Below are 25,672 nucleotides of genomic sequence, written 5' to 3' on the forward strand. Positions count from 1 at the left end.
AGCCAGGACGGGCGGAGTATGGAATTCGAGGTCGTATGCCGTCGTGGGAAGCGCTCCCCGCGGCACCGGGAATTCTTCCCGACGTGAGGGGGCGGCGGTCTGTGAGCGGCTGCGCCCATCTATGATGGGTGGGTCAGGAGGGTGAAATGATTCAAATCATGCTGGTCGAAGACCATGCGGTGGTCCGCAACGGCTATCGGCGTCTGCTCGATGCCGAGGGGGACATGCGGGTGGTGGCGGAGGCTGCCTCCGCCGACGAGGCCTATGCCTGCCTCAGCGCGGGCGGCATCGAGCTGGCTGTGGTGGACCTGAATCTGCGCGGCAGCAGCGGGCTCGATGCGATTCGGCGGATGCTGGCCAGGGAGCGCGGGCTTAAGGTGCTGGTGATCTCGATGCACGACAACCCGAGCTATGTTACCCAGGCCATCCGGCTCGGCGCGCTTGGCTACGTGACCAAGTGCAGCGAACCGGATGAGATGCTGGAGGCGATCCGCGCGGTGGCGGCCGGCAGGCGCTTCCTGTCGACGGACGTTGCCCAGGCGCTGGCCTGCGCCGCCCTCGAGGAGGATGCGCTGATGACGCGCCTGACTCCCAAGGAGTTTGACGTGCTGTGCATGGTGGTCAATGGCGAGCCGACCGCCAGCGTTGCCGAAACCTTGCACCTGAGCCAAAAGACCGTCTCCAACCACATGACGGCGATCCGCCAGAAGCTGGAGGTGGACAACGACTTCAAGTTGATCCAGCTGGCGGCGAGGTTCGGCCTCGTCACGCTGTCCCCGCGCTGAGGGCCGCCGCAATAAAAAAACGGCGGCCGTTTGCACGGCCGCCGTCGAGGCTCCCCGGGGACGCATCTCCCCGTTCTGAAGCGGTTTCAGCCGATCACGGGATCATCCATGTGAACACGTAGGCCTGCAGCGTGGTGATGATGCCGACCATGGTGGCGAAGGCCAGGCTGTGCTTGACGGTGAAGCGGAACAGGTCCGATTCCTTGCCGACCAGGCCGACGGCCGCGCAGGCTACGGCGATGGACTGCGGCGAGATCATCTTGCCGGTCACGCCGCCGGTGGTGTTGGCCGCCACCAGCAGGGTGTCGGAGACGCCGACCTGGTGGGCGGTGGTGGCCTGCAGCGAGCAGAACAGCGCGTTGGACGAGGTGTCGGAACCGGTCAGGAAGACGCCCAGCCAGCCGAGGAACGGTGCGAAGAACGGGAACAGCGCGCCGGTACCCGCCAGCAGCAGGGCCAGGGTGGCGGACAGGCCGGAGTAGTTGGCGATGAAGGCGAACGCCAGCACCATGCCGATGGAGTAGATCGGGCGCTTCAGTTCAATGACGGTTTCCTTCAGGGTCTTGGCGGCCTCGCCGGACTTCATGCCGAGCACGAACATCGAGATGATGGCGGCCAGGAAGATCGCGGTGCCGGTGGCGGACAGCAGGTCGAGCTTGTACACCGCGGCGTAGGGCGTGGCCTTGGTGACGATCGGCTCCATCTTGATGACCAGCTTGTCGAGCATCGGCACCGGGAACTGCAGCACCGTGGCGTAGAAGGCGCCGTCCTTGGCGAACATGGCCTTGAAGGGCTTGAGGCTCCAGATGGTGACCATGATGGTCAGGATCACGAACGGGGACCAGGCCTTGGCGATTTCACCGAAGCTGTAGTGCTTGTCCTCGCCCAGTTCGGCGTGGTGCTGCTTGTCGAAGCGGAAGATGTTCTTCGGCTTCCAGTTCTTCAGGAAGATCGTCAGGGAGATCAGGCTGACCAGCGCGGAGGTGATGTCCGGCAGCTCAGGTCCGATGTAGTTGGCGGTGAAGAACTGGGTAATGGCGAAGGAGCCGCCGGCCACGATGATCGCCGGCCAGGTTTCCTTGATGCCGCGCCAGCCGTCCATCATGGCGACCAGCCAGAAGGGCACGATCACCGACAGCAGCGGGAGCTGGCGGCCGGCCATCTGGCCGATCTTGAACGGGTCGATGCCGGTCACCTGGCCGCTGACGATGATGGGGATGCCCATCGCGCCGAAGGCCACCGGAGCGGTGTTGGCGATCAGGCACAGGCCGGCGGCGTACAGCGGGTTGAAGCCCAGGCCGACCAGCAGCGCGGCGGTGATCGCCACCGGAGCGCCGAAACCGGCCGCACCTTCCAGGAAGGCACCGAAGGAGAAGCCGACCAGCAGCATCTGCAGGCGCTGGTCATCGGTGATCGACACGACCGAGGCACGGATGATGTCGAACTGGCCGGTCTTCACGGTGATCTTGTAGAGGAATACCGCGGCGATGATGATCCACGCGATGGGCCACAGGCCATACAGGAAGCCGTAGCCGGCCGAGGCCAGGGCCATCTGCACCGGCATCTTGTAGAAGAAGATCGCCACGGCCAGCGCGATGATCACGGTGACGGTGCCGGCGATATGCCCCTTCAGGCGCAGGATGGCCAGCGCGACGAAGAAGAAAATGATCGGCAAGGCGGCGACCAGCGAGGACAACCAGAGGTTGCCCAGCGGGTCATATATCTGCATCCAGGGTTGCATTCGGTATTCCTCCTCTAATGAATGCGGTTGGTCGTTTCTATCTGTGGTGAAAACGGGGGTGGGCAGGCGTCAGCAGGTCGCCAGGCGGGCGGCCTCGGCGCTGCATTCGTCGAGCAGATGGACGATGGAGCGGTAAGGCAGGCCGGTGGCGGCGGTGAGGCCGATCTCGCAGGTCTGGTTGCTGGAATAGCCGCCGCAACAGCCGGCCGGCACGTCGGCGTGCAGCTTGCGCAGCGCGTGAGTGTTGAGTTCGGGCACGACGAAGCCGCGGTCGCCGCCGAAGCCGCAGCACTTCACCTCGGCGGGCAGCACGACCTGGTCGGCGCAGGCACCGGCGAGCTGCTTGAGCTTGGCCTCGAAGCCCATGCGGCGGGCCGAGCAGTTAAGGTGCACCAGGATCGGGTCGGCCTTCTTGTGCAGCATCAGGCGCGGCAGCAGCGCGTCGTGGGCGAACTCCACCAGGTCGTACACCTTCAGGCGCTCGGCCAGGAAGGTCTTCATGCGCAGGGAGCAGGCGCTGGCGTCGAGGATGACCGGGTATTCGCCGTTGTTACTGGCCTTCAGCAGGGCGGCTTCCAGTTGGGCCGACTTGCGGTCGGCATCTTCGGCGAGGCCCTTGCTGGCGAAGGACTGGCCGCAGCACAGGCTGTTGACGTCGTCGGGCACGATGGGCGCGTAGCCGGCCCGTTCGAGCACGCGGATGACTGTGGCGGACAGGGCGTGTTCCGGCGTGTCGGCGCCGAACATGCGGCCGGCGCAGGTGGGGAAGTACACCACCTTGTCGCCGTCGGTCCGGGTGGCGCGGCCGGCCGGCTGCGGCTTGGGCATGCCTTCCTTCCAGGCGCCGCCGGTGAGGCGCGACAGCGCCTTGGTGCCGATCACCGCCTCGGCCAGGTGGCCGGCCTTGAGGGCGGTGCGGGCCAGGGCCTGGGTGGCGCCGAAATGGTTGGCCGCCACGTGGCCGAGCTGGCGGGCCACCGTTGAAAGCTGGTCGCCGCGTACCGCGCGGGTCAGGGCGCCGGTCTCGATGCCGACCGGGCAGGCCGTGGAGCACAGGCCGCAGGTGGCGCAGGTGTCGAGGCCCATGTAGAGGTAGTCGTCGCCGAGCTGGCCGAAGGCTTCGCCGGCGGCCTGGCGGCGGGACAGCTCGCGCCAGCCGACGATGCGCTGGCGCGGCGACAGGGTCAGGCCGTGGGACGGGCACTGGGGCTCGCAGAAGCCGCATTCGATGCAGCGGTCCACCGGGGCGTAGAGCTGGCCGGCGGCGGGCATCGGCTTGAGGTGCTTGAGGTGGGCCTCGGCGTCGTCGTTGATGATTACGCCGGGGTTGAGCAGGCCTTCCGGATCGAAGAGCTGCTTGATCTCCTTCATCAGCCCGTAGGCCTTGGTGCCCCATTCCAGCTCGACGAAGGGGGCCATGTTGCGGCCGGTGCCGTGCTCGGCCTTGAGGGAGGCGTCGTACTTGGTGACCAGCACGGTGCACAGCTCATCCATGAAGGCGGCGTAGCGTTCCACCTCGGACTCGATGCCGAAATCCTGGGTGAACACGAAGTGCACGTTGCCTTCCAGCGCGTGGCCGAAGATGATCGCTTCGTGGTAGCCGTGCTTGGCGAACAGGTGCTGCAGGTCGAGGCAGCAGGCGGCGAGGTCCGGCACGGCAACCGCCACGTCCTCGATGATGACCGTGGTGCCGGGCTTGCGCACCGCGCCGACCGCCGGGAAGGTGCCCTTGCGGACGTTCCACAGGCGCTCGATCTCGGCCGGGTCGGTGGTGAAGGCCGGGCTCTCGATCAGCGGGTAGAGGTTCAGTTCGGCGAGGACCGCGGCGATGCGCTCGTCGAGGGCCAGGGCATTGGGCGCGCGGGTCTCGATGAGCAGCGCGGTGGCGCCGTCGGCCAGGGTCTTCAGCAGGGCCGGCATTCCCGGCTTGTGGGCGACGCAGCGCAGGGAGGCGCGGTCGAGCAGCTCCACCGCGTCCACCGGCTGGTTCTTGAGGCCGGCTACCGCCCGGCAGGCGGTTTCCATGTCCGGGAAGAAGGCCAGCGCGCTGGCCTTGTGGGCGTACTCCGGCACCGTGTTGTAGGTGACCTGGGAGATGAAGCCCAGCGTGCCTTCCGAGCCGATCATCAGGTGGGCCAGGATGTCCACCGGGTCGCTGAAATCCACCAGCGCGTTGAGGCTGTAGCCGGTGGTGTTCTTGATCTTGTACTTGGCGCGGATGCGCTCGGCCAGCGCATGGTCGGCACGCACGTCGGCGGACAGTGTGGCGAGGCGCTCCAGCAGCCCGCCATGGGTGCTCTTGAAGGTGGCGACGCTGGCGGCGTCGCCGGTGTCCAGCACGGTGCCGTCGGCGAGCAGCACGCGCACCGAGGCGAGGGTGTTGTAGCTGTTCTGGGCGGTGCCGCAGCACATGCCGCTGCTGTTGTTGGCGGCGATGCCGCCGATCTTGGCAGCGTTGATCGAGGCGGGGTCGGGGCCGATCTTGCGGCCCAGCGGGGCCAAGCGGCGGTTCACCTCGGCGCCGATGATGGCCGGGCCGACGCGCACGGTGGCGCCGTCGCCGTCGATGCGGCAGGTGGCCAGCCCCTCGCCGAGCAGCACCAGCACCCCGTCGGTGACGGCCTGGCCGCACAGGCTGGTGCCGGCGGCGCGGAAGGTGACCGGGTGGCCGTGCTGGCGGGCCAGGTCGACCACGTCGCGCACCTCGGCCTCGTCATTGACGACCGCCACCACTTCCGGGATCAGGCGGTAGAAGCTGCCGTCGGTGCCATAGGCAAGGCGGCGCAGTTCGTCGGTAATTACGCGGTCGGCGGGTAGCCGCAGGCGCAGGGCGTCGATGAGAGCGGACACAGGGGCTCCTCCCAGTGCAGGGATGTTGTCGATTCGGGGTGGGTTGAGGCGCCGGGGGCGTGCCCCGGCGCGACAGGCTTAGCGTCGGTCCTTGACCATGTCCCTCAGCCTTCGTGTTGCGGGTTGAAGGGGGGTACGGGCCGCGGTCCAGCCGCTTTGCTTGCGCGGCGTCAGCGCCCGGAAGCGGGTGGCCAGCCAGCTGAAGGCCCGGTAGGTGGCGGGACGGGCGTAGAGGCGGGCCCACATCCGCCAGACGAAGCTGATCTTCGGATCGTAGGCGGCGCCCTGGCCGACCATCGCCGGGTTGGCGTGGGGGGCGCTATTGGCTTCACCACGCAGGCGGATCAGCAGCTCGGGGATCGGGATCTTCACCGGGCAGACTTCGCCGCAGGCGCCACACAGGCTGGAGGCGGTGGCCAGCAGGTGGGTCTGTTCGAGGCCCATCAGGTGCGGCGAAATGATCTTGCCGATCGGGCCGGGGTAGGTGGTGCCGTAGGCGTGGCCGCCGATTCGGGTGTAAACCGGGCAGTGGTTCATGCAGGCACCGCAGCGGATGCACTGCAGGGTCTTGCGCAGCTGCTCGTCGGCGTAGGCCTGGCTGCGGCCGTTGTCGAGGAGCACCAGATGCACTTCCTCGGGGCCGTCCTTGTCGCCGGCCTTGCGCGGGCCGGAGATCATGTTGAAGTAGGTGGACACTGCCTGGCCGGTGGCCGAGCGGGTGAGGATGGAGTACAGCGGGGCGACGTGTTCCAGCTTCTCGACGATTTTCTCGATGCCAGTGATGGCGATGTGCACCTTGGGCACCGTGGTGCACATGCGACCGTTGCCTTCGTTTTCGACGAGGCACAGGGTGCCGGTTTCGGCCACCGCGAAATTCACGCCGGAGAGACCGATGTCGGCGCTCTCGAACTTGTCGCGCAGCACGTTGCGGCCGATCCGGATCAGCGCGTCCACGTTGTCTGTGTAATCGACGCCAGGAATCTTCTCGGCGAACAGCTTGGCGATCTGCTGCTTGGTCTGGTGGATCGCCGGCATGATGATGTGGGACGGCTTTTCGCCGGCGAGCTGGACGATGTACTCGCCCATGTCCGACTCCAGCGCGCCGACGCCGGCGGCCTCCATCGCGTGGTTGAACTCGATCTCCTCGCTGACCATCGACTTGCCCTTGACGATCAGCTTGGCCTGATGCTGACGCGCGATGTCGAGCATGATGGCGTTGGCTTCGTCGGGCGTCTCGGCCCAATGCACCTTGACGCCGTTGCGGGTCAGGTTGGCTTCGAGCTGTTCGAGCAGGTCGGGCAGCTTGGACAGGCTGTACTGGCGGATGCCTTCCGACAGGGCGCGCAGGGAGTCGAGCTCGTCCTGGTCCGGGAACTGGGCGGCCCGCTTGGCCATCAGGAAGTCCATCGCGCCGCGGAAGCTCTGGCGCAGGTGCGCATCGTTCACCGCGTCGTGCATGCGCGCGCGCAGGGCTTGGGCGGAGACGAAGGCGATCGGCTGGCCGGCGGATTGCTGCTGGGGCTGGGTGCTCACTGGGCGTCTCCTTCGGCGTTGATGACGATCACGACGAGTTCCTTCGGGCCGTGGGCGCCGTAGGCGAGGGTCTGCTGGATGTCGGCGGTCTTCGACGGGCCGGAGATCAGCAGCGCGTTGGTGGGCAGGCCGGCGGCCCAGTTCTCGGTGCGCAACACGTCGAAAAAGGTGGGCTGGATGGTGGCGGCGTCGAGCAGCGCGAAGTGGATCGGCGGCACCAGCGACAGGGTGCGCGGCTCCGCTTCGGAGGACCACAGCATCAGCGTGCCGGTTTCGGCGATGGCGCCGTGGGTTTGCGTGAAGCCGGCGTCGACGCGGTGGAACAGGTCGGCCTTGAGTTCTTCGACCTGGCCGACCCAGGGGCGCAGCGTGGTGGCCGGGAAGGCGGCCTGGTCAAGGCGCCGGCCGGCCGGTGTGTCGGCGCCGTAGAGCATCGTGGCAACCTGCTTGTCGGCACACAGGCGGGCCAGCAGGGCGGGCCAGTCGGCTTCGCTGCTGATGTGGACTTCCGCGTGGAAGCTTTCGATGCCGGTGCGGAAGCGGGCCAGGCGTTCGGCTTTGCTTTCGCCGCGGACTCGCGGCGTGTAATGGGCGTCCAGGTCGGGCATGGCATTCGGCTGGGCCGGCTGGGCGGCGCGCAGCTTGGCGAGGATGCGGTCGCGGGCGCTCATTGCTGGTCCCCTGCAGGTTTGCCGCCCGTGCGGCGGAGCAGGAAGGTGGCCAGGTGTTCGCCGGGAAGGGAAGGCTTGGCACGGCCGGCGTCGAGGTCTTCCTTGGCGGCGCGCTTCGTGATGTTGAGCATGCAGCCGCAGTCGGCGGTGACCAGCTGGCTGGCGCCGGTGGCCTTGAGGGCCGCGACCTTGTCGGTGACCATCGCGGTGGAAATGTCCGGGTGCTTCAGCGAGAAGGTGCCACCGAAGCCGCAGCATTCGGATTCATGGTCGTGGTGGGCAAGGGTCACGTTGCCGAGGCGGGCCAGCAGTTCGCGGCCGACCAGGTGGGTGCCCATCTCGCGGCGGGCGGAGCAGGAGGTGTGCAGCGTGACGGTGGTGGCTGGGCCTTCGTCCTTGCGGCTGAAGCCGACCACGTGGAGCAGGAATTCGGCGAATTCGTAGGTGCGTGCGGCAATCGCGGCGGCGCGGGCCTTGAGGGCGGTGTCGTCGCCGATGACCTTTTCCCAGTGCCAGCGGATCATGCCGCCGCAGGAGCCTGACGGGACGACGATGGGGTAGTCGCCGGGGAACAGATCGAGCTGGGAGGCGATGACCTGGCGGGCCTCTTCCGGAAAGCCGCTGGTGAAGGCCGGCTGGCCGCAGCAGGTCTGGTTGTCCGGGAAGATCACGCGGATGCCTTCCCGTTCGAGGAGGGTGATGGCGTCCATGCCGGCCTCGGGGACGAACATGTCCACCAGGCAGGTTCCATAAAAGTAGACCGCCTCGGGGCGGGACGGATAGCTGCGCGCCTGATGTCCGGCATGCGTACTGACCACGGGGTTGCTCACGTCTCCTCCAGTCTTTGTCTCGCCTGAAAGTGCGAAAACGGTGTTCCGCGCCACGGCGTTATGGGTGTTCGATCCGGTTGATGGGTAAAATGGTAAGACCAATTTATCACGTTCGCGGGAACTTTACGCATTGGCGAAAAGTGAGTCAATTATCCAAAACCCTGATACCTCCGATTTTCCAATTTATAGCCTCTGGAGGGGTACTTGTCCGCTGTTGGGGAGTTGTTGGCGCGAATGTGCCGTCGTAATATTGTGGTCTGACCATTTGAGCGAGATCCCAATGAGTAGCAGCGGCAAGCTGGTCGTCCAGCGTCTGTCCGACACCATCGCCCTTGAGCTGGAGCGGCGCATCCTGGAGGGCGCGCTGAAGCCCGGCGACCGTCTGCAGCCCGAGCGCGAGCTGGCGGCAGAGTTGGGCGTGTCCCGTCCGTCCCTGCGGGAGGCCCTGCAGAAGCTGGTTTCCAAGGGCTTGCTGCACAGCCGTCAGGGTGGTGGCACCTACGTGACGGACCGGCTGGATGCCGGCTTCACCGATCCCTGGCAGGAGATGCTCGGGCGCCACCCGAATGTGCAGGAGGATCTGTTGGAGTTCCGCGGCATGCTGGAGTCGGAGGCCGCGCTGCTGGCGGCCCGGCGGGCGACGGACGCGGATCTGCAGCGCATCGGCGAGGCGTACGACCGGGTCGAGGCTCTGTTCGCCCAGGGGCCGTCGGCGGAAGTCTTCGAGGAACAGGTGAAGGCCGATCTGGCCTTCCATCAGGCCATTGCCGAGGCGGCCCACAACGTGATGTTCGGGCACCTGACCGCCAGCCTGTTTCGCGTTACCCATGACCATATCGACCGCAATCTGCGCCACTTGCGTCGGCTTGAAGGCGACTGGCAGGAGTTGCGCGCCCAGCATGCGGCGATCTGGGATGCGGTGCGTACCCGCAATGCCCAGGCTGCCCAGGATGCAGTACACAGGCATATGGATTTCGTGCAGGAAAGCATGCGTGCCCGTGCGCAGCACGAGGCGCGCGAGTCCCGCGCTCAGGTGGCCCGCAAGCTGGTCAAGGCTGCGGAGTAGGCCGGGCGCCGGCCCCTGCCGGCGATGTCCCGCACGTACTGGAAAATCAGCCCGATGAATTCCCTCGAGGACTTGCGCGCCGGTCGGCTAGCCGGCGCACGCCAGCTCAAGCTGGCATGTGGCCTGACCGAGTTTCCGCCGGAGATCTTCGATCTGGCCGACACGCTGGAGGTGCTCGACCTTTCGGGCAACCGGCTGACATCCTTGCCACCCGATCTGTCGCGCCTGCGCCATCTGCGCATCCTGTTCGGTTCGGGCAATCCCTTCACCGTGCTGCCGGAAGTGCTCGGGGAGTGCCCACGCCTGGAGATGGTCGGCTTCAAGTCCTGTCGCCTGGATACGGTGCCGGCCGCTGCGTTGCCACCCCGCCTGCGCTGGCTGATCCTGACCGATAACGAGCTCGATGAGCTGCCGGCCTCCATTGGCCGCTGCACCAGCCTGCAGAAACTGATGCTGGCCGGTAACCGGCTGCGTGCGCTGCCTGACGAAATGGCGGCCTGCGCCGGCCTGGAGTTGCTGCGCGTCTCCGCCAACCGACTGGCAGCCCTGCCGGCGTGGCTGTTTGCGCTGCCGCGCCTGTCATGGCTGGCCTATGCGGGTAATCCGTTCTGCGCGTCGGTCGAGCAGCGGCGTCTGGGAGGCGAGGCGGCGATCCGTATTTCGCGTGCCGAGCTGGTGTTGGGGGAACGGCTTGGCGAAGGGGCTTCCGGGCTCATCCGTCGGGCCGAGTGGAACGGGGCTGGCAGAGGACGCCCGGTGGCGGTCAAGCTGTTCAAGGGGGCCGTGACCAGTGACGGCTTGCCGCAGCACGAGATGGCGGCCTGTCTCGAGGCCGGGGTTCATCCGGGCCTGATTCCTTTGCTCGGGCGCCTGGAGGCCGAGGAGGAGGCCGCCGACGGGCTGGTGATGGCGCTGATCGATCGGGCCTTCGAGAGCCTGGCCGGCCCGCCGAGTCTGGCGTCCTGCACCCGCGATATCTATCCGGATGGCGCGGCCCTCACTGTCGATGCCGCCCTGGGCATCGCGGTGGGGATTGCCTCGGCCGCGGCCCATCTGCACCGGCGCGGCATTCTTCATGGCGACCTGTACGCCCACAACATCCTGCATGCCGGCGAAGGGCGGGTGCTGCTGGGGGATTTCGGGGCGGCATCCTTCTTCGCTCCGGACGATGCACAGTTGGCGCCGGCCCTCCAGCGCATCGAGCTGCGGGCTTTTGCCTGCCTGCTGGAAGAACTGATCGCCTGCTGTGCCCGGGATGAACAGTTGGGGCCGCAGTTGCAGGCGCTGGCCCGCTTGCAGCTGCGCTGCGCGGACCCCTTGCCCGAGTGCCGTCCGCTGTTTGCGGAGGTGGAGGCCGAGCTGGCGCGCATCGTATCCCTGCCGGTTCGCGTCAGCTGAGCAATCTGGCGCGGTCAGGCGCGGCGGTGTGCGCTCCACCACGCGGGGCAATGCGTCGCGGTTGCCATGTGGGTGTTGGCGGATTACGCTGAGAATCAGGATAGACGGGCGTGTCCGGCTCCAGCCGTGGTGGCGGAAAGGATGTGTGCTGTGAAGGTGATGGTGTCCTTGCTGTTGGCCGGACTGTTGGCTGGTTGCGGCGGCATGCTGCCTACTGCCCAGCAGGAAGTCGGCAGGCGTTGGCGCGATTTCGACGACATCAAGAGTACCTTCGACCAGATCGTGCCTTACCAGACCGATCTGGAAACGGTGCGCAAGCTGGGCTTCGATCCCTACACGACGCCCAACATGCAGATCCTCAACCACTCGCAGGTGGTGCGCGCAGTGCTGCCTTCGCCATTGCAGGATCCCGCGACGGTTCCGAAGGGCATCCAGGAGTGCATGAAAGTACTGGATGGCTGCGTTGGCTATTTCATGGAACCGAGCAATGTGGACCGCAAGCGGGTCGGCAACTTCATGCTCGATTTTCTCAATTTCAAGCGCAGCACCCTGGTGACCGGCTGGCGCTTTGGCGCGCTGATCGTCGTCATCGATGGCAGGGTCGTCTATAAACAATGGAGCGGCCAGCCACGCATTGAGGAAAACGAGGTCCGCCACAATCCTTTGGGGCCGTTGCAGGGCGTAGGCGAGGCGTTGCGTCCGACACCGTAGTGGCGCCTGAACATCGATCGCGTGGCGTGTTTTTGGGCCTCATGTTTTCGTGTGGCCTGCCGTAAAATGAAAAAAGCGCGCCACTTGGAAGTCCGGGTGGTGGAATCATCAGGAGTACATCATGAGCGTTAGTTCGGTCAGCGGCGCTTCCAGCGCTGCCTTCACCCAGGCCCTCCAGCAGCAGGCGGAAGCCAGCAAAGTCCAGCAACAGCAGGCGCCGGAGGATGTGCGCAAGAAAGAGGAGCAGCAGGCTCAGGCTGCGCAGGCCGCCCAGACCGCGCCGGAGCCCACCTCCAACCTGAACGGGCAGGTCGTCGGGCAGGTCATCAATACCTTCGCCTGATCTGCCGGCGGCGCCCCTTTGCGGGCGGCCGGAATTCGCTGGGCAGGCCGTTGAGGCGCTGCCGCGGCAAGCGACAACGCCTGTTATCGGGAGATGACGGGCGTTGCTGTTTCCGGGGCTGGGGTGAGGGGCGTTGCGGCTTCTCTCGCCGGCTTTGAGGCGAGTTCGTTTTTCTGGAGTCAGGCTGCGAGGAGGGGCGCGTCCTCGTGCCGCGCTTCTGCTGGCCGGGAGAGTGCCTCCAGACGCTGCAGCACCTCAGTCCGCATCTGCTCACGGGCTTGCCGCTTTTGCTGAGTGCGCTTGCGGTGGCGGCGGTCGATGCTCTCCAGGGGCTTTTCCTCCAGGGGCAGGTGGATCGCTGCCCGGCCGTCCTCGGTGCGTACCCGTGCATGGAAAGGTTCGAAGGCCTGGCGGTAGAGGGCGTCGAGGCGTTCTTCGCCAAGGCGTGACTGATAGCTTTCGGCGGGGGCCAGCACCTGGATTTCGTCCAGACCGATGAAGGTGTTAAGGGCGATCAGGCTGTCCATCAGGAGGAACAGTGGCGCCAGTTCGAAATGCGCTTTGCGGAATTGCCTGACCTGTTCGAACTGCCCAATGCACCCCTGGTTGCGGCAGACCAGCGGGTAATGGCGGCCATCGGGCGCCGCGTGATACAGAAAGCCCAGGGCGTGGCTCCAGGTGCCGTTCAGGAAGAGGGTCAGCTGGAATTCGCCTTCGTTGCGGATCGTGTCGTGGGTCAGCAGCAGCAGCCGTACTTCTGCATTCATGTCCTCATGCGTGGTGGACCACAGGGAGATGCCGTTCCCGGACAGGGCCTCAAGTGCGGCGGGCGGAAAGCGGTCGAGCAGGAAGCGATAGTGGTCGTGAATGCGATGAATCACCTCGTCGACGGACCAGCGGCAGGACACGTAGTCCTGGTAATAGTTGGCGTGCAGGCGGGGAGATGTGTCGGCGAACAGGCGGATCAGCTTTTCGTTGCGGAAAAGTGATTCCAGGTTGCGTGTCTCACCAGGGAGTCGCCGATATTGCAGATCTTGTCCGATTCTCCTCAGGCGTCGCCGCAGCTTGTACAGGCGATACGCCGGATTCAGGCTTTTGCGCAGGAAGCGCTCGATCGATTGAGCCATTGGAGTGGAGCAACGAGTGTGGTCGATTCACTGAATGCTAGAGACCAAGTCTTAACTTATGCTTTCATCGGTGAGTGTTTGTAAAGATTTAGTAAAATTTAACAAAGTTGTCGGTTCGGGAGTGATCTTGCCCGGCTTGATGGCAGGGGGGGCTTCAAAGCGTCGACTGGGTTTTGCGCTGCGGGTGGGCGAGCAGAGGAGCGAGCTTCAGCGTTATTCGCGTATGTGCCCGGGGCGTCAAGATAGACGGTTTGATTCTATTTTTGGGGGGCTGCGAAACGCCCTGGTGGGTAGGGCGCTGGGCGGCACTCTGTTGGTGTGCAATAGGCCGCCGTTCGTCGGTGCGCGTTCTTTAGATGCCTTGAGTGTCGCTGCTGGGTGCGGCGAGCCAATGCCGTTGCGCAACACGCCATTGTTCCGGAGAGAGGAACAACTCGACGACTGTCATTTGACGTGGCTCGGGGCGCTTCCTGCGTTCGTGTCCAGTCGGCGATTCGCCTTCGATCTGTCGACGATCCTCTCCCGAGCGACGCTCCAGGCCATTCCAGCGCTTTGTGCTTGCATGTATTGAGCCCATAAGACCTCCCTGTTGTTGGACTTGATTGTCCAAGGTGTGGGCCGGCGGGGGATGAGAACTATGTCTCGCTCGCGTTCAGGCCGCGGGGGTGTCACGGAGATTTACAGATTCGCGCTGCGGCTGATCTGGTGAAGGCGGCGCTGGCGGGGATTTCGCGGCGATGAGGATGGCTAAGCCCCAAAGCAAAAAGGCCAATCCTTGCGGATTGGCCTTTTTGCTTGAATCTGTTGGTGGTGATGGGCGGAGTCGAACCGCCGACCTATGGGTTATGAATCCATCGCTCTAACCATCTGAGCTACATCACCGACCGGAGAAGGCCGCTATAATAGTGTCTTGATGGTTGTTGGTCAACATGCGATGAAAAAACTTTATATCCGGACTTTCGGTTGCCAGATGAACGAGTACGACTCGGACAAGATGGCGGATGTGCTCGGGGCGGCCGATGGGCTGGAAAAAACGGACAACCCTGAAGAGGCGGACGTGATCCTCTTCAATACCTGTTCCGTGCGCGAGAAGGCGCAAGAGAAGGTCTTTCATGACCTCGGGCGGGTCAAGCATCTCAAGCAGCAGAACCCCAACCTGATCATCGGTGTCGGAGGTTGCGTGGCGAGCCAGGAGGGCGAGGCCATCGTGGCGCGCGCGCCGTATGTTGACCTGGTGTTCGGGCCGCAAACCCTGCATCGCCTGCCCAAGCTGATTGCCGAGCGCAAGGCTTCGGGGCGTTCGCAGGTGGATATCTCCTTCCCGGAAATCGAGAAGTTCGACAACCTGCCGCCGGCCCGCGTGGAAGGGGCGAGTGCCTTCGTGTCGATCATGGAAGGCTGCTCCAAGTACTGCACCTTCTGCATCGTGCCCTATACCCGCGGCGACGAGATCTACCGTCCGCTGGCCGACGTGCTGGCTGAAGTGGCGGGGCTGGCTGCCCAGGGTGTCAAGGAAGTGACCCTGCTCGGCCAGAACGTCAATGCCTGGCGTGCGCCGGTGGATGGCGATGGCGGCGAGATGGCCGACTTTGCCTTCCTGCTCGAATGCGTGCATGAAATCCCGGGCATCGAACGGATCCGCTACACCACGTCCCATCCCCGCGAGATGACCCAGCGCGTCGTTGATGCCTACGCCAAGCTGCCCAAGCTCGTGTCGCACCTGCACCTGCCGGTGCAGGCCGGTTCCGACCGGGTGCTGGCGGCGATGAAGCGCGGCTACACGGTGCTCGAATACAAGTCACTGGTGCGCAAGCTGCGCGGCGCGCGGCCGGACATCTCCCTGTCGTCCGACTTCATCGTCGGCTTCCCCGGCGAGACTGAGGCGGATTTCGAGGCGACGATGAAGCTGATCGACGATCTGGGCTTCGACACCTCCTTCAGCTTCGTCTACAGCTCGCGCCCCGGTACGCCGGCCGCCGATCTGGCCGACGATACGCCGCAGGACGTCAAGCTGGCGCGCCTGTCCCGTCTGCAGAAGCGCGTCGAGGAAAACGCCGCGAAGATCAGCGAGAGCATGGTCGGTACCGTTCAGCGCATTCTGGTGGAAGGGCCGTCGAAGAAGGATCCGAACGAGCTGGCCGGGCGCACCGACAACAACCGCGTTGTCAATTTCGCCGGCAATCCGCGCTTGATCGGCAATTTCGTGGACGTCACCATCGTGTCGGCATTGCCCCATTCCCTGCGTGGCGAGATCGTCACCCGGGACTGAGCTGTCGATGATCGTGTCTTCCCCCGCGGGCGCGGCTCTGGCAGCATGCGTCCGATGAAACCGACCGAAATCGTCCTGCATCCCCTCGACAACGTGCGACTCGCCAATCTGTGCGGGGCGCTCGACGAGAACATCCGCCAGATCGAAACCGCCTTCGACGTGACCATCGCTCGCCGCGGCGAGCGCTTCACGTTGAACGGCGAGCCGCCGCAGACCCAGATCACTGCGCGGGCGCTGCGCCACTTCTATGGCCGCGCCGATAACGCCTTGTCTGTGGATGACATCCAGCTCGGTCTCATCGAGTTGAGCAATTTGTCCCAGGCCAACCAGCCGGCGCCGGCCCTGCTGACCCGCAAGAGCGAGCTGCATGGCCGCACGCCGCGCCAGGTGGACTACCTGCGCCAGATCCAGGAGCACGACATCACATTCGGCATCGGGCCGGCCGGCACCGGCAAGACCTACCTGGCAGTGGCCAGTGCGGTGGATGCCTTCGAGCGGGAGCACGTGGAGCGCATCGTGCTCACCCGTCCGGCGGTAGAAGCCGGTGAGCGCCTCGGCTTCCTGCCCGGCGACCTGGCCCAGAAGGTGGATCCGTATCTGCGTCCGCTGTACGACGCGCTTTACGACCTGATGGGCTTCGACCGCGTGACCAAGTTGTTCGAGCGCGGCTGTATCGAGATCGCACCGCTGGCCTTCATGCGCGGGCGCACCCTGTCGCGGGCCTTCATCATCCTCGACGAAGCGCAGAACACCTCGCCGGAGCAGATGAAGATGTTCCTGACCCGCATCGGCATCGGCTCGAAGGCGGTGATCACCGGCGACCTGACCCAGGTGGACCTGCCGCGCGGCCAGAAGAGCGGCCTCGGCGAAGCTGCGCAGGTGCTCGCCGACGTGCGCGGCGTCGCCTTCACCCAGTTCCTCAAGGAAGATGTGGTCCGTCATCCTCTGGTGGCGCGCATCGTCGCCGCCTACGAGCACCACACCCAGAACCGCAACCAGCAACAGCAGAACCAGCAATGAGCGACATCAAACTGCCCCGCCGCCTCGACCTTTCCGTGCAATACGCCTGCAATAGGGAAGGCGTACCGTCCCGCACCGAATTCCGCCGCTGGCTGCGGGCGGCCGAGCCCGGTGCTGCGCGGATCACCGTGCGTATCGTCGATGAGGCCGAGGGCCGGGAACTCAACCGGGATTACCGGGGCAAGGACTACGCCACCAACGTGCTGACCTTTGCCTATGATGAAGGCGAGGACATGCCCCTGCCGGAAGGTTTGCCGCTGATGGGCGATCTGGTGCTGTGCCGGCAGGTCGTCGAGAAGGAGGCGGCGGAGCAGGGCAAGCCCCTGGATGCGCATTACGCTCACTTAAGTGTGCATGGTATGCTGCATTTGCAAGGCTTTGACCACGAAGAGGATTCCGAGGCGGAGGAAATGGAAGCGCGGGAGCGCGCCATCCTGGTTGAATTGGGCTACGCTGACCCCTACGCGGACGAACGCTAGCCGGAGACTCGATGGTGGGCTGAGCAATGCGCCATGGGCAATGTCGGACCGATGGGTCGGCCATTGCCCATGGCCCATTTCTCATCCACCCTTTTTATGGAACCCTATAGTAGTAAACCGTCTTTGCTCGAACGGCTGTCCGCACTCCTGACCCGGGAGCCGGAAGACCGGGAAGAGTTGCTGCACCTGCTGCATTCCGCTCACGACCGTAACCTGTTCGACGCGGATGCCCTGGCCATCATCGAAGGAGCCTTGCAGGTCTCCGACATGAAGGTGCGCGACGTGATGATTCCCCGGGCGCAGATGGATGTCGTCAATGTGGACGACTCCATCGAAGACATTACCCGTTTTGCCATCAACGCAGCCCATTCGCGCTTCCCGGTCATCGGTGAAGGCAAGGATGACGTAGTTGGCATCCTCCTCGCCAAGGACCTGCTGCGGGTCTTCGCCGGCGAAGCCTTCGATCTCCGCGACATGCTCCGCCCGGCCGTCTTCGTGCCGGAATCCAAGCGCCTCAACGTGCTGTTGCGCGATTTCCGAGTCAGCCGCAACCACATGGCGATCGTCGTGGACGAGTACGGCGGTGTGGCGGGACTGGTGACCATCGAGGATGTGCTGGAGCAAATCGTCGGCGACATCGAGGATGAATACGACTTCGACGAGACCGCCGACAACATCCGCCTCGACCAGGCAGGCCGCTACCGCGTCAAGGCCGGCACCGAGATCGAGGATTTCAACGAAGCCTTCAGTACCACCTTCAGCGATTCCGAGTACGACACCGTCGGCGGCTTGCTGATCCGCAAGCTCGGGCGCCTGCCCAAGCGCAATGAGGTGGTGGACCTGGAAGGGCTGCGCTTCCAGGTGCTGCGCGCCGATAGCCGACGCGTGCATTCCCTGCTCGTCGAGCGCCTGCCCGATCCGGAAGCGGTCGGCGGCTGATGCGTTTCCTGCGTCAGGGCGCGGCCCTGCTGGCGGGGGGCGCGTCAGTCTTTGCTTACGCCCCGTTCGAACTGTTCCCCGTTGCCGCGCTGGCGCTGGGCCTGCTTTACTGGCTTCTCGGCGCGGCATTGGCCGACAGCCGGCGGCCGATGCGGACTGGCTTCTCCATCGCCTGGACCTGGGAGCTCGGCGCGATGTTGGCCGGGGTTTCGTGGCTGTATGTGGCGCTGCACCGTTTCGGTGGCATGCCGATGGCGCTGGCGGCGCTGGCAATCCTGCTGTTCTGCGCCTTCGTCTCGCTTTACGCGGGCTTGGCGGGCGTCCTGTTTGCCCGCCTGCGGCGCGGTCGGCCCGGCTGGGATGCAGCGCTGTTCGCTGCTCTCTGGCTGCTTTCCGAATGGCTGCGCGGCTGGGTGTTCACCGGCTTTCCGTGGCTGGCCAGCGGCTACAGCCAGACGCCACCGAGTCCGCTGGCGGGATTCGCGCCGCTGTTCGGCGTGTATGGCGTCGGTGGCCTGCTGGCCCTGCTGGCGGCCCTGGGTGTCGAGGCGCTGCGGCGGCGCAGCGGGCGTCTGCTGGCGGGGGGCGCGGCAATGCTGGTGGTGGGCGCGGGCCTGCGCCAGGTGGCCTGGACCGAACCCGTCGGTGAACCGGTGAAGGTCGCCCTGCTGCAAACCAACGTGGAGCAGAGCCTCAAGTGGCGTCCGGAGATGCTGCGCCACTGGTTGGAGCGCAACCTGACGATGCTGCGTGACAACCCGGCCCAGCTCGTCGTGTTGCCGGAAACCACCATCCCGCTGCTGGTGGATGATCTCCCGCCTGGATACCTGGATGCGGTACGGCAGATTGCCGTAGCGAATGGTGCCGACGCGGTGCTCGGCACCTTCACCCGCGATGGTGACGGGCATATCTTCAATGCGGCGATCAGTCTCGGCCTGTCGCCGTCCGGCCACTACGCCAAGCAGCATCTGGTGCCTTTCGGCGAGTATTCACCGCCGATGTTCCGATGGTTCTACGACCTGGTCAGCATTCCGATGGCCGATCAGACCCGTGGCGCCCAGCGCCAGCCGCCGCTGCACCTGGCGGGGCAGAAGCTCGCCATCAATATCTGCTACGAGGATGTTTTCGGTGAGGAGCTGATCCGCAGCCTGCCGGAGGCGAGCCTGATGCTCAATATCTCCAACCTGGCCTGGTACGGGGATTCCTGGGCCCAGCCCCAGCACCTGCAGATCGCCCGGATAAGAGCGCTTGAAACCGGCCGGCCGATGCTGCGCTCCACCAACACCGGCATGACCGCGGTGGTCCGGCCGGATGGCAGCGTGCAGGCGGTGCTGCCGCCATTTGAAGCCGGCGCCCTGCATGCCGAGGTGCGCGGCTACCGGGGGCTGACACCCTACGCCCGCTGGGGCAACTGGCCGGCGGTGGCCGTGGCCATGTTGGTTGTCGGCGCTGTGGTGGCGGGGGCTCGCCGACGCGCTTGAGCCGGTCGGGTTATCATCCGGACTATCCAGTTTCAATGCATTGCAGCTCCTGCCCGCCGTGTGCTGGCGGCCTGCCGCTCCGTTCGATAACAAGACCAACGCAAGGAAGATCGCCATGACCGATAGGATCAAGTACCAGCTCGACGAAAGCCGCATGCCCAAGTCCTGGTACAACATTGCCGCCGACCTGCCGGTGCCTCTGCCGCCGCCGCTGCATCCCGGCACCCTGCAGCCCCTCGGCCCGTCCGACCTGGCGCCCTTGTTCCCGAACGCGATCATCGAGCAGGAGATGTCCACCGAGCGCTGGATCGACATTCCCGAGCCGGTCCGCGACGTGTTGTGCCAGTGGCGGCCCAGCCCGCTGTTCCGCGCCCGCCGCCTCGAGAAGCTGCTCGATACGCCGGCCAAGATCTATTACAAGTACGAAGGCGTGTCGCCGGCCGGCAGCCACAAGCCCAACTCCGCCGTGCCCCAGGCCTGGTACAACGCCCAGGAAGGGGTGAAGCGGTTGACCACCGAAACCGGCGCGGGGCAATGGGGTTCGTCCCTGTCTTACGCCGGTGGCCTGTTCGGGCTGGACGTGACGATCTTCCAGGTGCGTGTGTCCTACGACCAGAAGCCCTACCGCCGGGCGTTGATGGAAACCTGGGGCGGTCGTTGCGTGGCCTCGCCGTCCAACGAGACCGAGTACGGCCGCGCGGTGCTGGCCCAGTATCCGGACCACATCGGCTCCCTCGGCATCGCCATCTCCGAGGCCGTTGAAGTGGCGGCCAAGAACGAAGACACCAAGTACGCCCTCGGCTCGGTGTTGAATCACGTGCTGTTGCACCAGACCATCGTTGGCGAAGAGGCGATCACCCAGCTGGAAATGGCTGGTGACGATCCCGACGTCGTGATCGGTTGCACTGGCGGCGGCTCCAACTTCGCCGGCATCGCCTTCCCGTTTATCGGCCTGCAATTGCGCGGTGGTTCCAATGCCAAGAAGCGGCGCATCGTCGCGGTGGAGCCGTCGGCCTGTCCGTCCCTCAGCCGCGGCCAGTACGCCTACGATTTCGGCGATACGGGCCGCATGACGCCGCTGGTCAAGATGCACACGCTGGGCAGCGAATTCACGCCGCCGGGCCTGCACGCCGGTGGCTTGCGCTACCACGGCATGGCGCCGCTGGTCAGCCACGTGAAGGAACTGGGTCTGATCGAGGCGCGCAACTACCACCAGACCGCCTGTTTCGAGGCCGGTGTGATGTTCGCCCGCAGCGAGGGCATCGTGCCGGCGCCGGAGTCCAACCACGCGGTGCGTGCCGCCATCGATGAAGCCCTGCGCTGCAAGGCGGAAGGCAAGAGCGAGACGATCCTGTTCTGCCTGTCTGGCCACGGCCATTTCGACATGAGCGCTTACACCAACTACCTGTCCGGCAAGCTGGTCGATCAGGACTACGACGAGAAAGAACTGGCGATGGCCCTGTCGGGCCTGCCCAAGGTCGGCTGACCCAGCCCGCCGGACGGGCTAGGCCCGTCCGGCACCCATTGTCATGACGCCTGTCGACTCGCCGGGCTGGCACGCCCGCTCCCATCAGGAGGCTTTCGCGACCTTCCAGTCGAGCCCGGTCGACGGGCTCGCCGAGGAGGTCGCCGCCGAGCGCCTGGGTGTCCACGGGCCCAACCGCATCGAGGTGCGCCCAGGGCGCGGGGCGGCGCTGCGCTTCGCGCTGCAGTTCCATCAACCGCTGATCTACATTCTGCTCGCCAGCGGGGCGACCGCCGCCTTCCTGCACGAATGGGCCGACGCGGGCGTCATCTTCGGCGTGGTGCTGGTCAATGCATTGATCGGTTTCATCCAGGAAGGGCGCGCCGAGGATGCGCTAGCGGCTTTGGCCCGCAGTGTCGCCAGCGAGGTGACGGTGCAGCGGGCTGGCCAACGGCGACGCCTCTCCGCCGCCGAACTGGTGCCGGGTGACGTGGTGTGGCTGGCCGCGGGCGACAAGGTGCCGGCCGACCTACGCTTGTTCGACACCCGGGCCTTGCAGGTGACCGAGGCGTCCCTCACTGGCGAATCCACGGCGGTCGGCAAGAACACTGAGCCGGTGCCCGCCGATAGCGGCCTGGCCGAGCGAACCTGCATGGCCTTTGCCGGGACGCTGGTCGTTGCCGGTCAGGCGGCCGGGCTGGTGGTCGCCACCGGCCGGGGCACCGAGACCGGGCGCATCGCCGACATGCTGGAAGAAGCCGACACGCTGGCAACCCCGCTGACCCGGGCCATGGCGCGTTTTTCCAGTGCGCTGCTGGTGCTGATCCTGGCGCTGGCGGCGCTGGGCTTTGGGGTCGGCAGCCTGCGCGGCGAACCCTGGCTCGACATGCTGATGGCGGCGGTGGCGTTGGCGGTCGGAGCGATTCCTGAAGGACTGCCTGCCGCCGTGACGGTGACCCTGGCTATCGGTGTGGCGCGCATGGCCCGCCGCCGCGCGATCATCCGTCGCCTGCCGGCGGTGGAAACCCTCGGCAGCACGACAGTGATCTGCTCCGACAAGACCGGCACCCTTACCGAGAACCAGATGACTGTTCGCGCCGCCTTGGCCGGTGGCCAGCGGTATGACTTCAGCGGCGATGGCTATGCGCCGCGGGGCGCCGTGAGCGCCAGTGGCGCAGAATTGACCGAGCTGTCGCCCGCCCTGCGTGAACTGCTGGTGGCTGGCGCCCTGTGCAATGACGCCGGTTTGCGGGAGGAGGAGGGCTGTTGGCAGATTACCGGCGATCCCACCGAGGCAGCGCTACTGGTTGCTGCCCGGAAGGGCGGCCTCGACGAGGCTGTGCTGGGCTCGGCGATGCCCCGGTTGGACGAAATCGCCTTCGACTCGGCGCGCCAATTCATGGCTACCCTGCACCGCGCCGACGGCCGCTGCGTTGTCATGCTGAAAGGCGCGCCGGAAGTCGTGCTGCGCCGCTGCGCGAACATGCTCGACGGCGATGGCCGCGTGGTTCCGCTTGATGCGCAGGCTGTCAATGACGTGGCGCGCGGCCTGGCGGCGGAAGGGTTGCGGGTGCTGGCGTTCGCCCGCCTGTCCATAGCGGAAGACGCGCTGGACGAGGCTGCGCTGGCCGATGGCCTGTGCTTCCTTGGCCTGCAGGCCATGCTCGACCCGCCTCGTCAGGCGGCGATCGGGGCTATCCGGGCGTGCCACCGGGCCGGCATCACGGTGAAAATGATTACCGGCGACCATGCGGTGACGGCACTGGCGATCGCCCGCCAGCTTGGCCTGGTGGAGGGCAACGCGCGGGCCTTGACCGGGCGCGAACTGGCGCAGCTCGACACCGACGGACTGTGTCGCGTGGCGCGGGATGTCAATGTTTTTGCCCGTGTCGAGCCCGAGCAAAAGCTGCGCCTGGTGCAGGCCCTGCAGGCCAACGGCGAGGTGGTGGCGATGACCGGTGACGGCGTGAACGACGCACCGGCCCTGAAAGCCGCCGACATCGGCGTGGCGATGGGGGCTGGCGGTACGGAGGTGGCCAAGGAGGCGGCGGCGATGGTCCTCACAGATGACAACTTCGCCAGCATCGAGGCGGCGGTGGAGGAGGGGCGCGGCGTCTACGACAACCTAGTGAAGTTCATCATCTGGACGCTGCCGACCAATTTCGGCGAGGGCCTGGTGATCCTCTTTGCGGTGCTGGCCGGCGTGACCCTGCCGATCACGCCGCTGCAGATCCTGTGGATCAACATGACCACTGCGGTCCTGCTCGGCTTGGCGCTGGCTTTCGAGCCAATCCAGGGTGATGTGATGGCCCGCCCGCCGCGGCCACCGGGCACGCCCATCGTGGATCGCCTGCTGGTGCGACGCATCGTGTTGGTCGGCGCCTTGCTGCTGGTGGCATCCTTCGGACTGTTCCTGCGCTGGCGGGGGCTGGGGGCGACGCTGGAGGAGGCGCGCACGGTGGCGGTCAACGTCTTCGTGGCGGGGGAGATCGCCTATCTCTTCAACTGCCGAAACCTGCGTGGCCCGTTCTGGCGTTGCGGCTGGTTCTCCAATCCCTGGTTCTGGGCGGGGATCGCGGCGATGCTGGTCTTGCAGGCGCTATTCACATGGCTGCCGGCGATGAACCGGGTCTTTGCGTCGGCGCCGCCGCCAGTCGCCGCGTGGGTCGAGATTGCGGCGGCCGCGGTAATGACGTCCGTGGTCGTGGGCATCGAGAAAGCCCTGGCCAACCGATATGGGGGCAGGCGTAGGGGCGAATTCATTCGCCCGTGGAGGTGATCTGACCGGCCATGCCCAGAGGCCTGGCCGGTACGGGGTCACACGCGGAAGCGGCCGATCTGGTCCTTCAGGCTGAAGGCGATCTTCTCCAGGCCGATAGCGGCATCGGCGGCGCCGCGGATGTTCTCGGTGGTGCTCTCCACCATCGTCGAGATCTCTTCGACACGTTGTGCAATGGAGGTGCTGGCGGCGCTCTGTTCCCGTGTCGCGTCAGCGATCTCGCGGACCCGCTCAAGGGTCTGGCGTGCGCCACTCTCGATCGCGTGAAGGGCCTCGGCGGCCGCAGCCGCGAGCGCGACGCCCTGATCCACTTCGGGCAGTGCCGCGTTCATTGCCTCGACGGCACTGCTGGTGTCGCTCTGGATGCCAGCGATCATCTGCTCGATCTCGGTGGTGGCCGAGGAGGTCCGTTCGGCAAGCTTGCGCACCTCGTCGGCGACCACTGCGAAGCCGCGCCCCTGCTCGCCGGCACGGGCTGCTTCAATGGCCGCGTTGAGGGCCAGCAGGTTGGTCTGGCCGGCGATTTCCTTGATCACGTTGGCGATCGACGACACCTGGCCGATGCGCTCCTCCAGCGCCAGGATGCGGCCGGATGCGCTGGTGACGGTTTCCGACATCTTGCGAATCGCACCGGAGGCCTGATCCACCCGCTGGCTGCCTTCGGCGGCAAGGCGCATGGCCTCCTGGGAGTTCTGTTCGGTTTCCAGTGCGCTGGCTGAGATATGGCTGGAGCTGACGGTCAGCTCCTCCATCGCCGCGGCCATGGACGTGGTGGCATCGGATTGGCGTTCGGCGGCGGCGGCAACCTCGTTCGATACGCGGCTGATGTGGTCGGCGTTATGCACCAGCTGATTGGCGCCACTGTTGATCTCGCCCATCATGCTGCGCAGCGCGCTGACCATCGTGTCGAGGGCGCCGAGCATGCTGCCGCTCTGTACCGTGCCCAGGTTGGCGGTCAGGTCGCCCTGGGCTGCGCGCTGCATTACCGCCGTGGCATCGGTCGGTTCGCCGCCGAGCTGGCTGGTGACGCTGGTGCTGACGCGCCAGCCGACGATGCCGAGCAGGATCAGCAGGCCGAGGGAGATGCCCCCCAGCAAGGCTGCGATGGAGTGGAACTGGCGGTCCACGTCATCCACGTAGATGCCGGTTCCAAGTACCCAGCCCCAGGGGGCGAAGGGCGCCGCATAGGACAATTTGGGTTGGGGAGTGCTCTCGCCTGCCTTCGGAAACCAATAGTCGACGAAACCACCTCCGGCGGCAGCAACCTTGACCATTTCAACGATCATGGCCTTGCCGTTGGTGTCCTTCAGGCCGCTGGCATCGGTGCCTTCTCGTTCCGGCTTGGGGGGCAGCAGCACGTAATGGCTGCGGTTGTCGACGATGAACAGGTAGTTGTTGCCGGCATAGCGGACGTTGCGCAGGGCATCCTTGGCAGCCTTCTGGGCGTCGGCCTCGCTGAGGGTGCCGGCCTTCGAGAGCTTGTGGAAATGGTCGACAATGCCGATGCCGCTCTCCACGAGGTATTGGGTCTGCAGCTTGCGGTCATCCATCATGCTGCTGTGCAGGTGGGCCAGGCTCACGGCGCACAGCGCGATCAAGCCGAGCAGGGTCAGTGCGACGAGTAGTCGCATGCGCGTGGATACGCGCAGGTTTTCCAGTTTCATGGCGGGTCCTCTCCTCAAACCTGAATGTTTCAGGTGCCGCCGGTTTTCCACGTGGGATACCGGCTGGCCGATATTGTTTGTATGTTCTGCCTTTAACGGCCGATTTGTTCATTTTCTTGACACTCGGCGCCGCCGCTACCGGAGTGAGGCCGCCCGGAGGAGAAGGCCGCATCCTGCCGTGGACGCTCCCCACTGCGCAGAAACCCAGTAAAATCCGCGTTTTGCCCAAATTCACGCGGCTGTCCGCCGCGGAGCGCCCATGTCCGTCCAAAAACCGACTTTCCAGCAGATCATCCTGCGCCTCTCGAACTTCTGGGCCGAGCACGGTTGCACCCTGCTCCAGCCCTACGACATCGAGGTCGGCGCCGGCACCTTCCATACCGCCACCTTCCTGCGCTCCATCGGTCCCGAGCACTGGAACGCGGCCTATGTGCAGCCGTCCCGTCGCCCGAAGGACGGCCGCTACGGCGAGAACCCCAACCGCCTGCAGCACTACTACCAGTACCAGGTGGTGCTCAAGC

At 65.6% G+C, this 25,672-nt stretch carries 20 protein-coding genes and 1 tRNA gene; 13 read left to right on the top strand and 8 right to left on the bottom strand.

Annotation, left to right across the window (positions count from 1 at the left end):
- The first annotated feature begins 146 nt into the window (after positions 1-146).
- Positions 147-785, top strand: a complete 639-nt coding sequence (locus ACE3RX_RS03220; protein ID WP_374480255.1) for a response regulator — start codon at positions 147-149, stop codon at positions 783-785.
- Between the two features lie 94 nt (positions 786-879).
- Here ACE3RX_RS03220 and lldP read toward each other — a convergent pair whose 3' ends face one another.
- The 5 genes from lldP to ACE3RX_RS03245 form a co-directional block, all read right to left on the bottom strand.
- A complete protein-coding gene (lldP, locus tag ACE3RX_RS03225) occupies positions 880-2,526 on the bottom strand; it encodes an L-lactate permease (protein WP_374480257.1) in 1,647 nt (548 codons plus the stop codon).
- A 69-nt stretch (positions 2,527-2,595) separates the two neighbouring features.
- Positions 2,596-5,376 (bottom strand): FAD-binding and (Fe-S)-binding domain-containing protein, encoded by a 2,781-nt coding sequence (locus tag ACE3RX_RS03230; protein ID WP_374480259.1) that lies wholly within the window; start codon positions 5,374-5,376, stop codon positions 2,596-2,598.
- Between the two features lie 78 nt (positions 5,377-5,454).
- Positions 5,455-6,834 carry a LutB/LldF family L-lactate oxidation iron-sulfur protein gene (locus tag ACE3RX_RS03235; protein WP_374480300.1) on the bottom strand — a complete coding sequence of 460 codons (1,380 nt, stop codon included), beginning with the start codon at positions 6,832-6,834 and terminating at the stop codon, positions 5,455-5,457.
- A 71-nt stretch (positions 6,835-6,905) separates the two neighbouring features.
- Positions 6,906-7,580: a lactate utilization protein C gene (locus tag ACE3RX_RS03240; protein WP_374480261.1), complete on the bottom strand. Its 675-nt coding sequence runs from the start codon at positions 7,578-7,580 to the stop codon at positions 6,906-6,908.
- Positions 7,577-8,410: a (Fe-S)-binding protein gene (locus ACE3RX_RS03245; RefSeq protein ID WP_374480263.1), complete on the bottom strand. Its 834-nt coding sequence runs from the start codon at positions 8,408-8,410 to the stop codon at positions 7,577-7,579. The genes ACE3RX_RS03240 and ACE3RX_RS03245 overlap by 4 nt, the downstream gene beginning before the upstream one ends.
- Before the next feature lie 280 nt (positions 8,411-8,690).
- Between ACE3RX_RS03245 and ACE3RX_RS03250 the strand changes: the two genes are divergently transcribed.
- From ACE3RX_RS03250 to ACE3RX_RS03265, 4 genes are all read left to right on the top strand, one after another.
- On the top strand, positions 8,691-9,476 hold the full coding sequence (locus ACE3RX_RS03250; RefSeq protein ID WP_374480265.1) for an FCD domain-containing protein: 786 nt from the start codon (positions 8,691-8,693) through the stop codon (positions 9,474-9,476).
- 54 nt (positions 9,477-9,530) lie between these two features.
- Positions 9,531-10,874, top strand: a complete 1,344-nt coding sequence (locus ACE3RX_RS03255) for a leucine-rich repeat-containing protein kinase family protein (RefSeq protein ID WP_374480267.1) — start codon at positions 9,531-9,533, stop codon at positions 10,872-10,874.
- A gap of 141 nt (positions 10,875-11,015) precedes the next feature.
- Positions 11,016-11,585: a hypothetical protein gene (locus ACE3RX_RS03260; RefSeq protein WP_374480269.1), complete on the top strand. Its 570-nt coding sequence runs from the start codon at positions 11,016-11,018 to the stop codon at positions 11,583-11,585.
- Between the two features lie 121 nt (positions 11,586-11,706).
- Complete coding sequence (locus tag ACE3RX_RS03265; protein ID WP_079433312.1) at positions 11,707-11,928, top strand: hypothetical protein; 222 nt, start codon at positions 11,707-11,709, stop codon at positions 11,926-11,928.
- Positions 11,929-12,107: 179 nt separating this feature from the next.
- Here ACE3RX_RS03265 and ACE3RX_RS03270 read toward each other — a convergent pair whose 3' ends face one another.
- Together ACE3RX_RS03270 and ACE3RX_RS03275 are read right to left on the bottom strand one after the other, a co-directional pair.
- Positions 12,108-13,055: a DUF535 family protein gene (locus tag ACE3RX_RS03270; RefSeq protein WP_374480271.1), complete on the bottom strand. Its 948-nt coding sequence runs from the start codon at positions 13,053-13,055 to the stop codon at positions 12,108-12,110.
- Positions 13,056-13,860: 805 nt separating this feature from the next.
- Positions 13,861-13,937: transfer RNA gene (locus ACE3RX_RS03275), tRNA-Met, on the bottom strand.
- 52 nt (positions 13,938-13,989) lie between these two features.
- On the opposite strand from ACE3RX_RS03275, the gene miaB reads away from it, so the two are divergent.
- The 7 genes from miaB to ACE3RX_RS03310 all read left to right on the top strand — a co-directional run bounded on the left by miaB (position 13,990) and on the right by ACE3RX_RS03310 (position 23,487).
- A complete protein-coding gene (gene miaB, locus ACE3RX_RS03280; RefSeq protein WP_374480273.1) occupies positions 13,990-15,324 on the top strand; it encodes a tRNA (N6-isopentenyl adenosine(37)-C2)-methylthiotransferase MiaB in 1,335 nt (444 codons plus the stop codon).
- 54 nt (positions 15,325-15,378) lie between these two features.
- Entirely contained in the window at positions 15,379-16,344 is a 966-nt protein-coding gene (locus ACE3RX_RS03285; RefSeq protein ID WP_374480275.1) for a PhoH family protein, read from the top strand.
- Complete coding sequence (gene ybeY, locus ACE3RX_RS03290; protein ID WP_374480277.1) at positions 16,341-16,823, top strand: rRNA maturation RNase YbeY; 483 nt, start codon at positions 16,341-16,343, stop codon at positions 16,821-16,823. The genes ACE3RX_RS03285 and ybeY overlap by 4 nt, the downstream gene beginning before the upstream one ends.
- A 96-nt stretch (positions 16,824-16,919) precedes the next feature.
- Positions 16,920-17,762 (top strand): HlyC/CorC family transporter, encoded by an 843-nt coding sequence (locus ACE3RX_RS03295; RefSeq protein WP_374480279.1) that lies wholly within the window; start codon positions 16,920-16,922, stop codon positions 17,760-17,762.
- A complete protein-coding gene (gene lnt, locus ACE3RX_RS03300; protein WP_374480281.1) occupies positions 17,762-19,243 on the top strand; it encodes an apolipoprotein N-acyltransferase in 1,482 nt (493 codons plus the stop codon). The genes ACE3RX_RS03295 and lnt overlap by 1 nt, the downstream gene beginning before the upstream one ends.
- Before the next feature lie 115 nt (positions 19,244-19,358).
- Positions 19,359-20,729, top strand: a complete 1,371-nt coding sequence (locus ACE3RX_RS03305) for a TrpB-like pyridoxal phosphate-dependent enzyme (protein WP_374480283.1) — start codon at positions 19,359-19,361, stop codon at positions 20,727-20,729.
- Positions 20,730-20,772: 43 nt separating this feature from the next.
- Positions 20,773-23,487, top strand: coding sequence for an HAD-IC family P-type ATPase (locus ACE3RX_RS03310; RefSeq protein ID WP_374480285.1), 2,715 nt, complete (start codon positions 20,773-20,775; stop codon positions 23,485-23,487).
- A gap of 38 nt (positions 23,488-23,525) precedes the next feature.
- Here ACE3RX_RS03310 and ACE3RX_RS03315 read toward each other — a convergent pair whose 3' ends face one another.
- Positions 23,526-25,151, bottom strand: a complete 1,626-nt coding sequence (locus tag ACE3RX_RS03315) for a methyl-accepting chemotaxis protein (RefSeq protein ID WP_374480287.1) — start codon at positions 25,149-25,151, stop codon at positions 23,526-23,528.
- A gap of 259 nt (positions 25,152-25,410) precedes the next feature.
- Between ACE3RX_RS03315 and ACE3RX_RS03320 the strand changes: the two genes are divergently transcribed.
- Positions 25,411-25,672: glycine--tRNA ligase subunit alpha (locus ACE3RX_RS03320; protein WP_374480290.1), on the top strand; the 262-nt coding region annotated here is incomplete at its 3' end.

Source organism: Zoogloea sp., from assembly GCF_041914405.1.
Taxonomy (GTDB): domain Bacteria; phylum Pseudomonadota; class Gammaproteobacteria; order Burkholderiales; family Rhodocyclaceae; genus Zoogloea.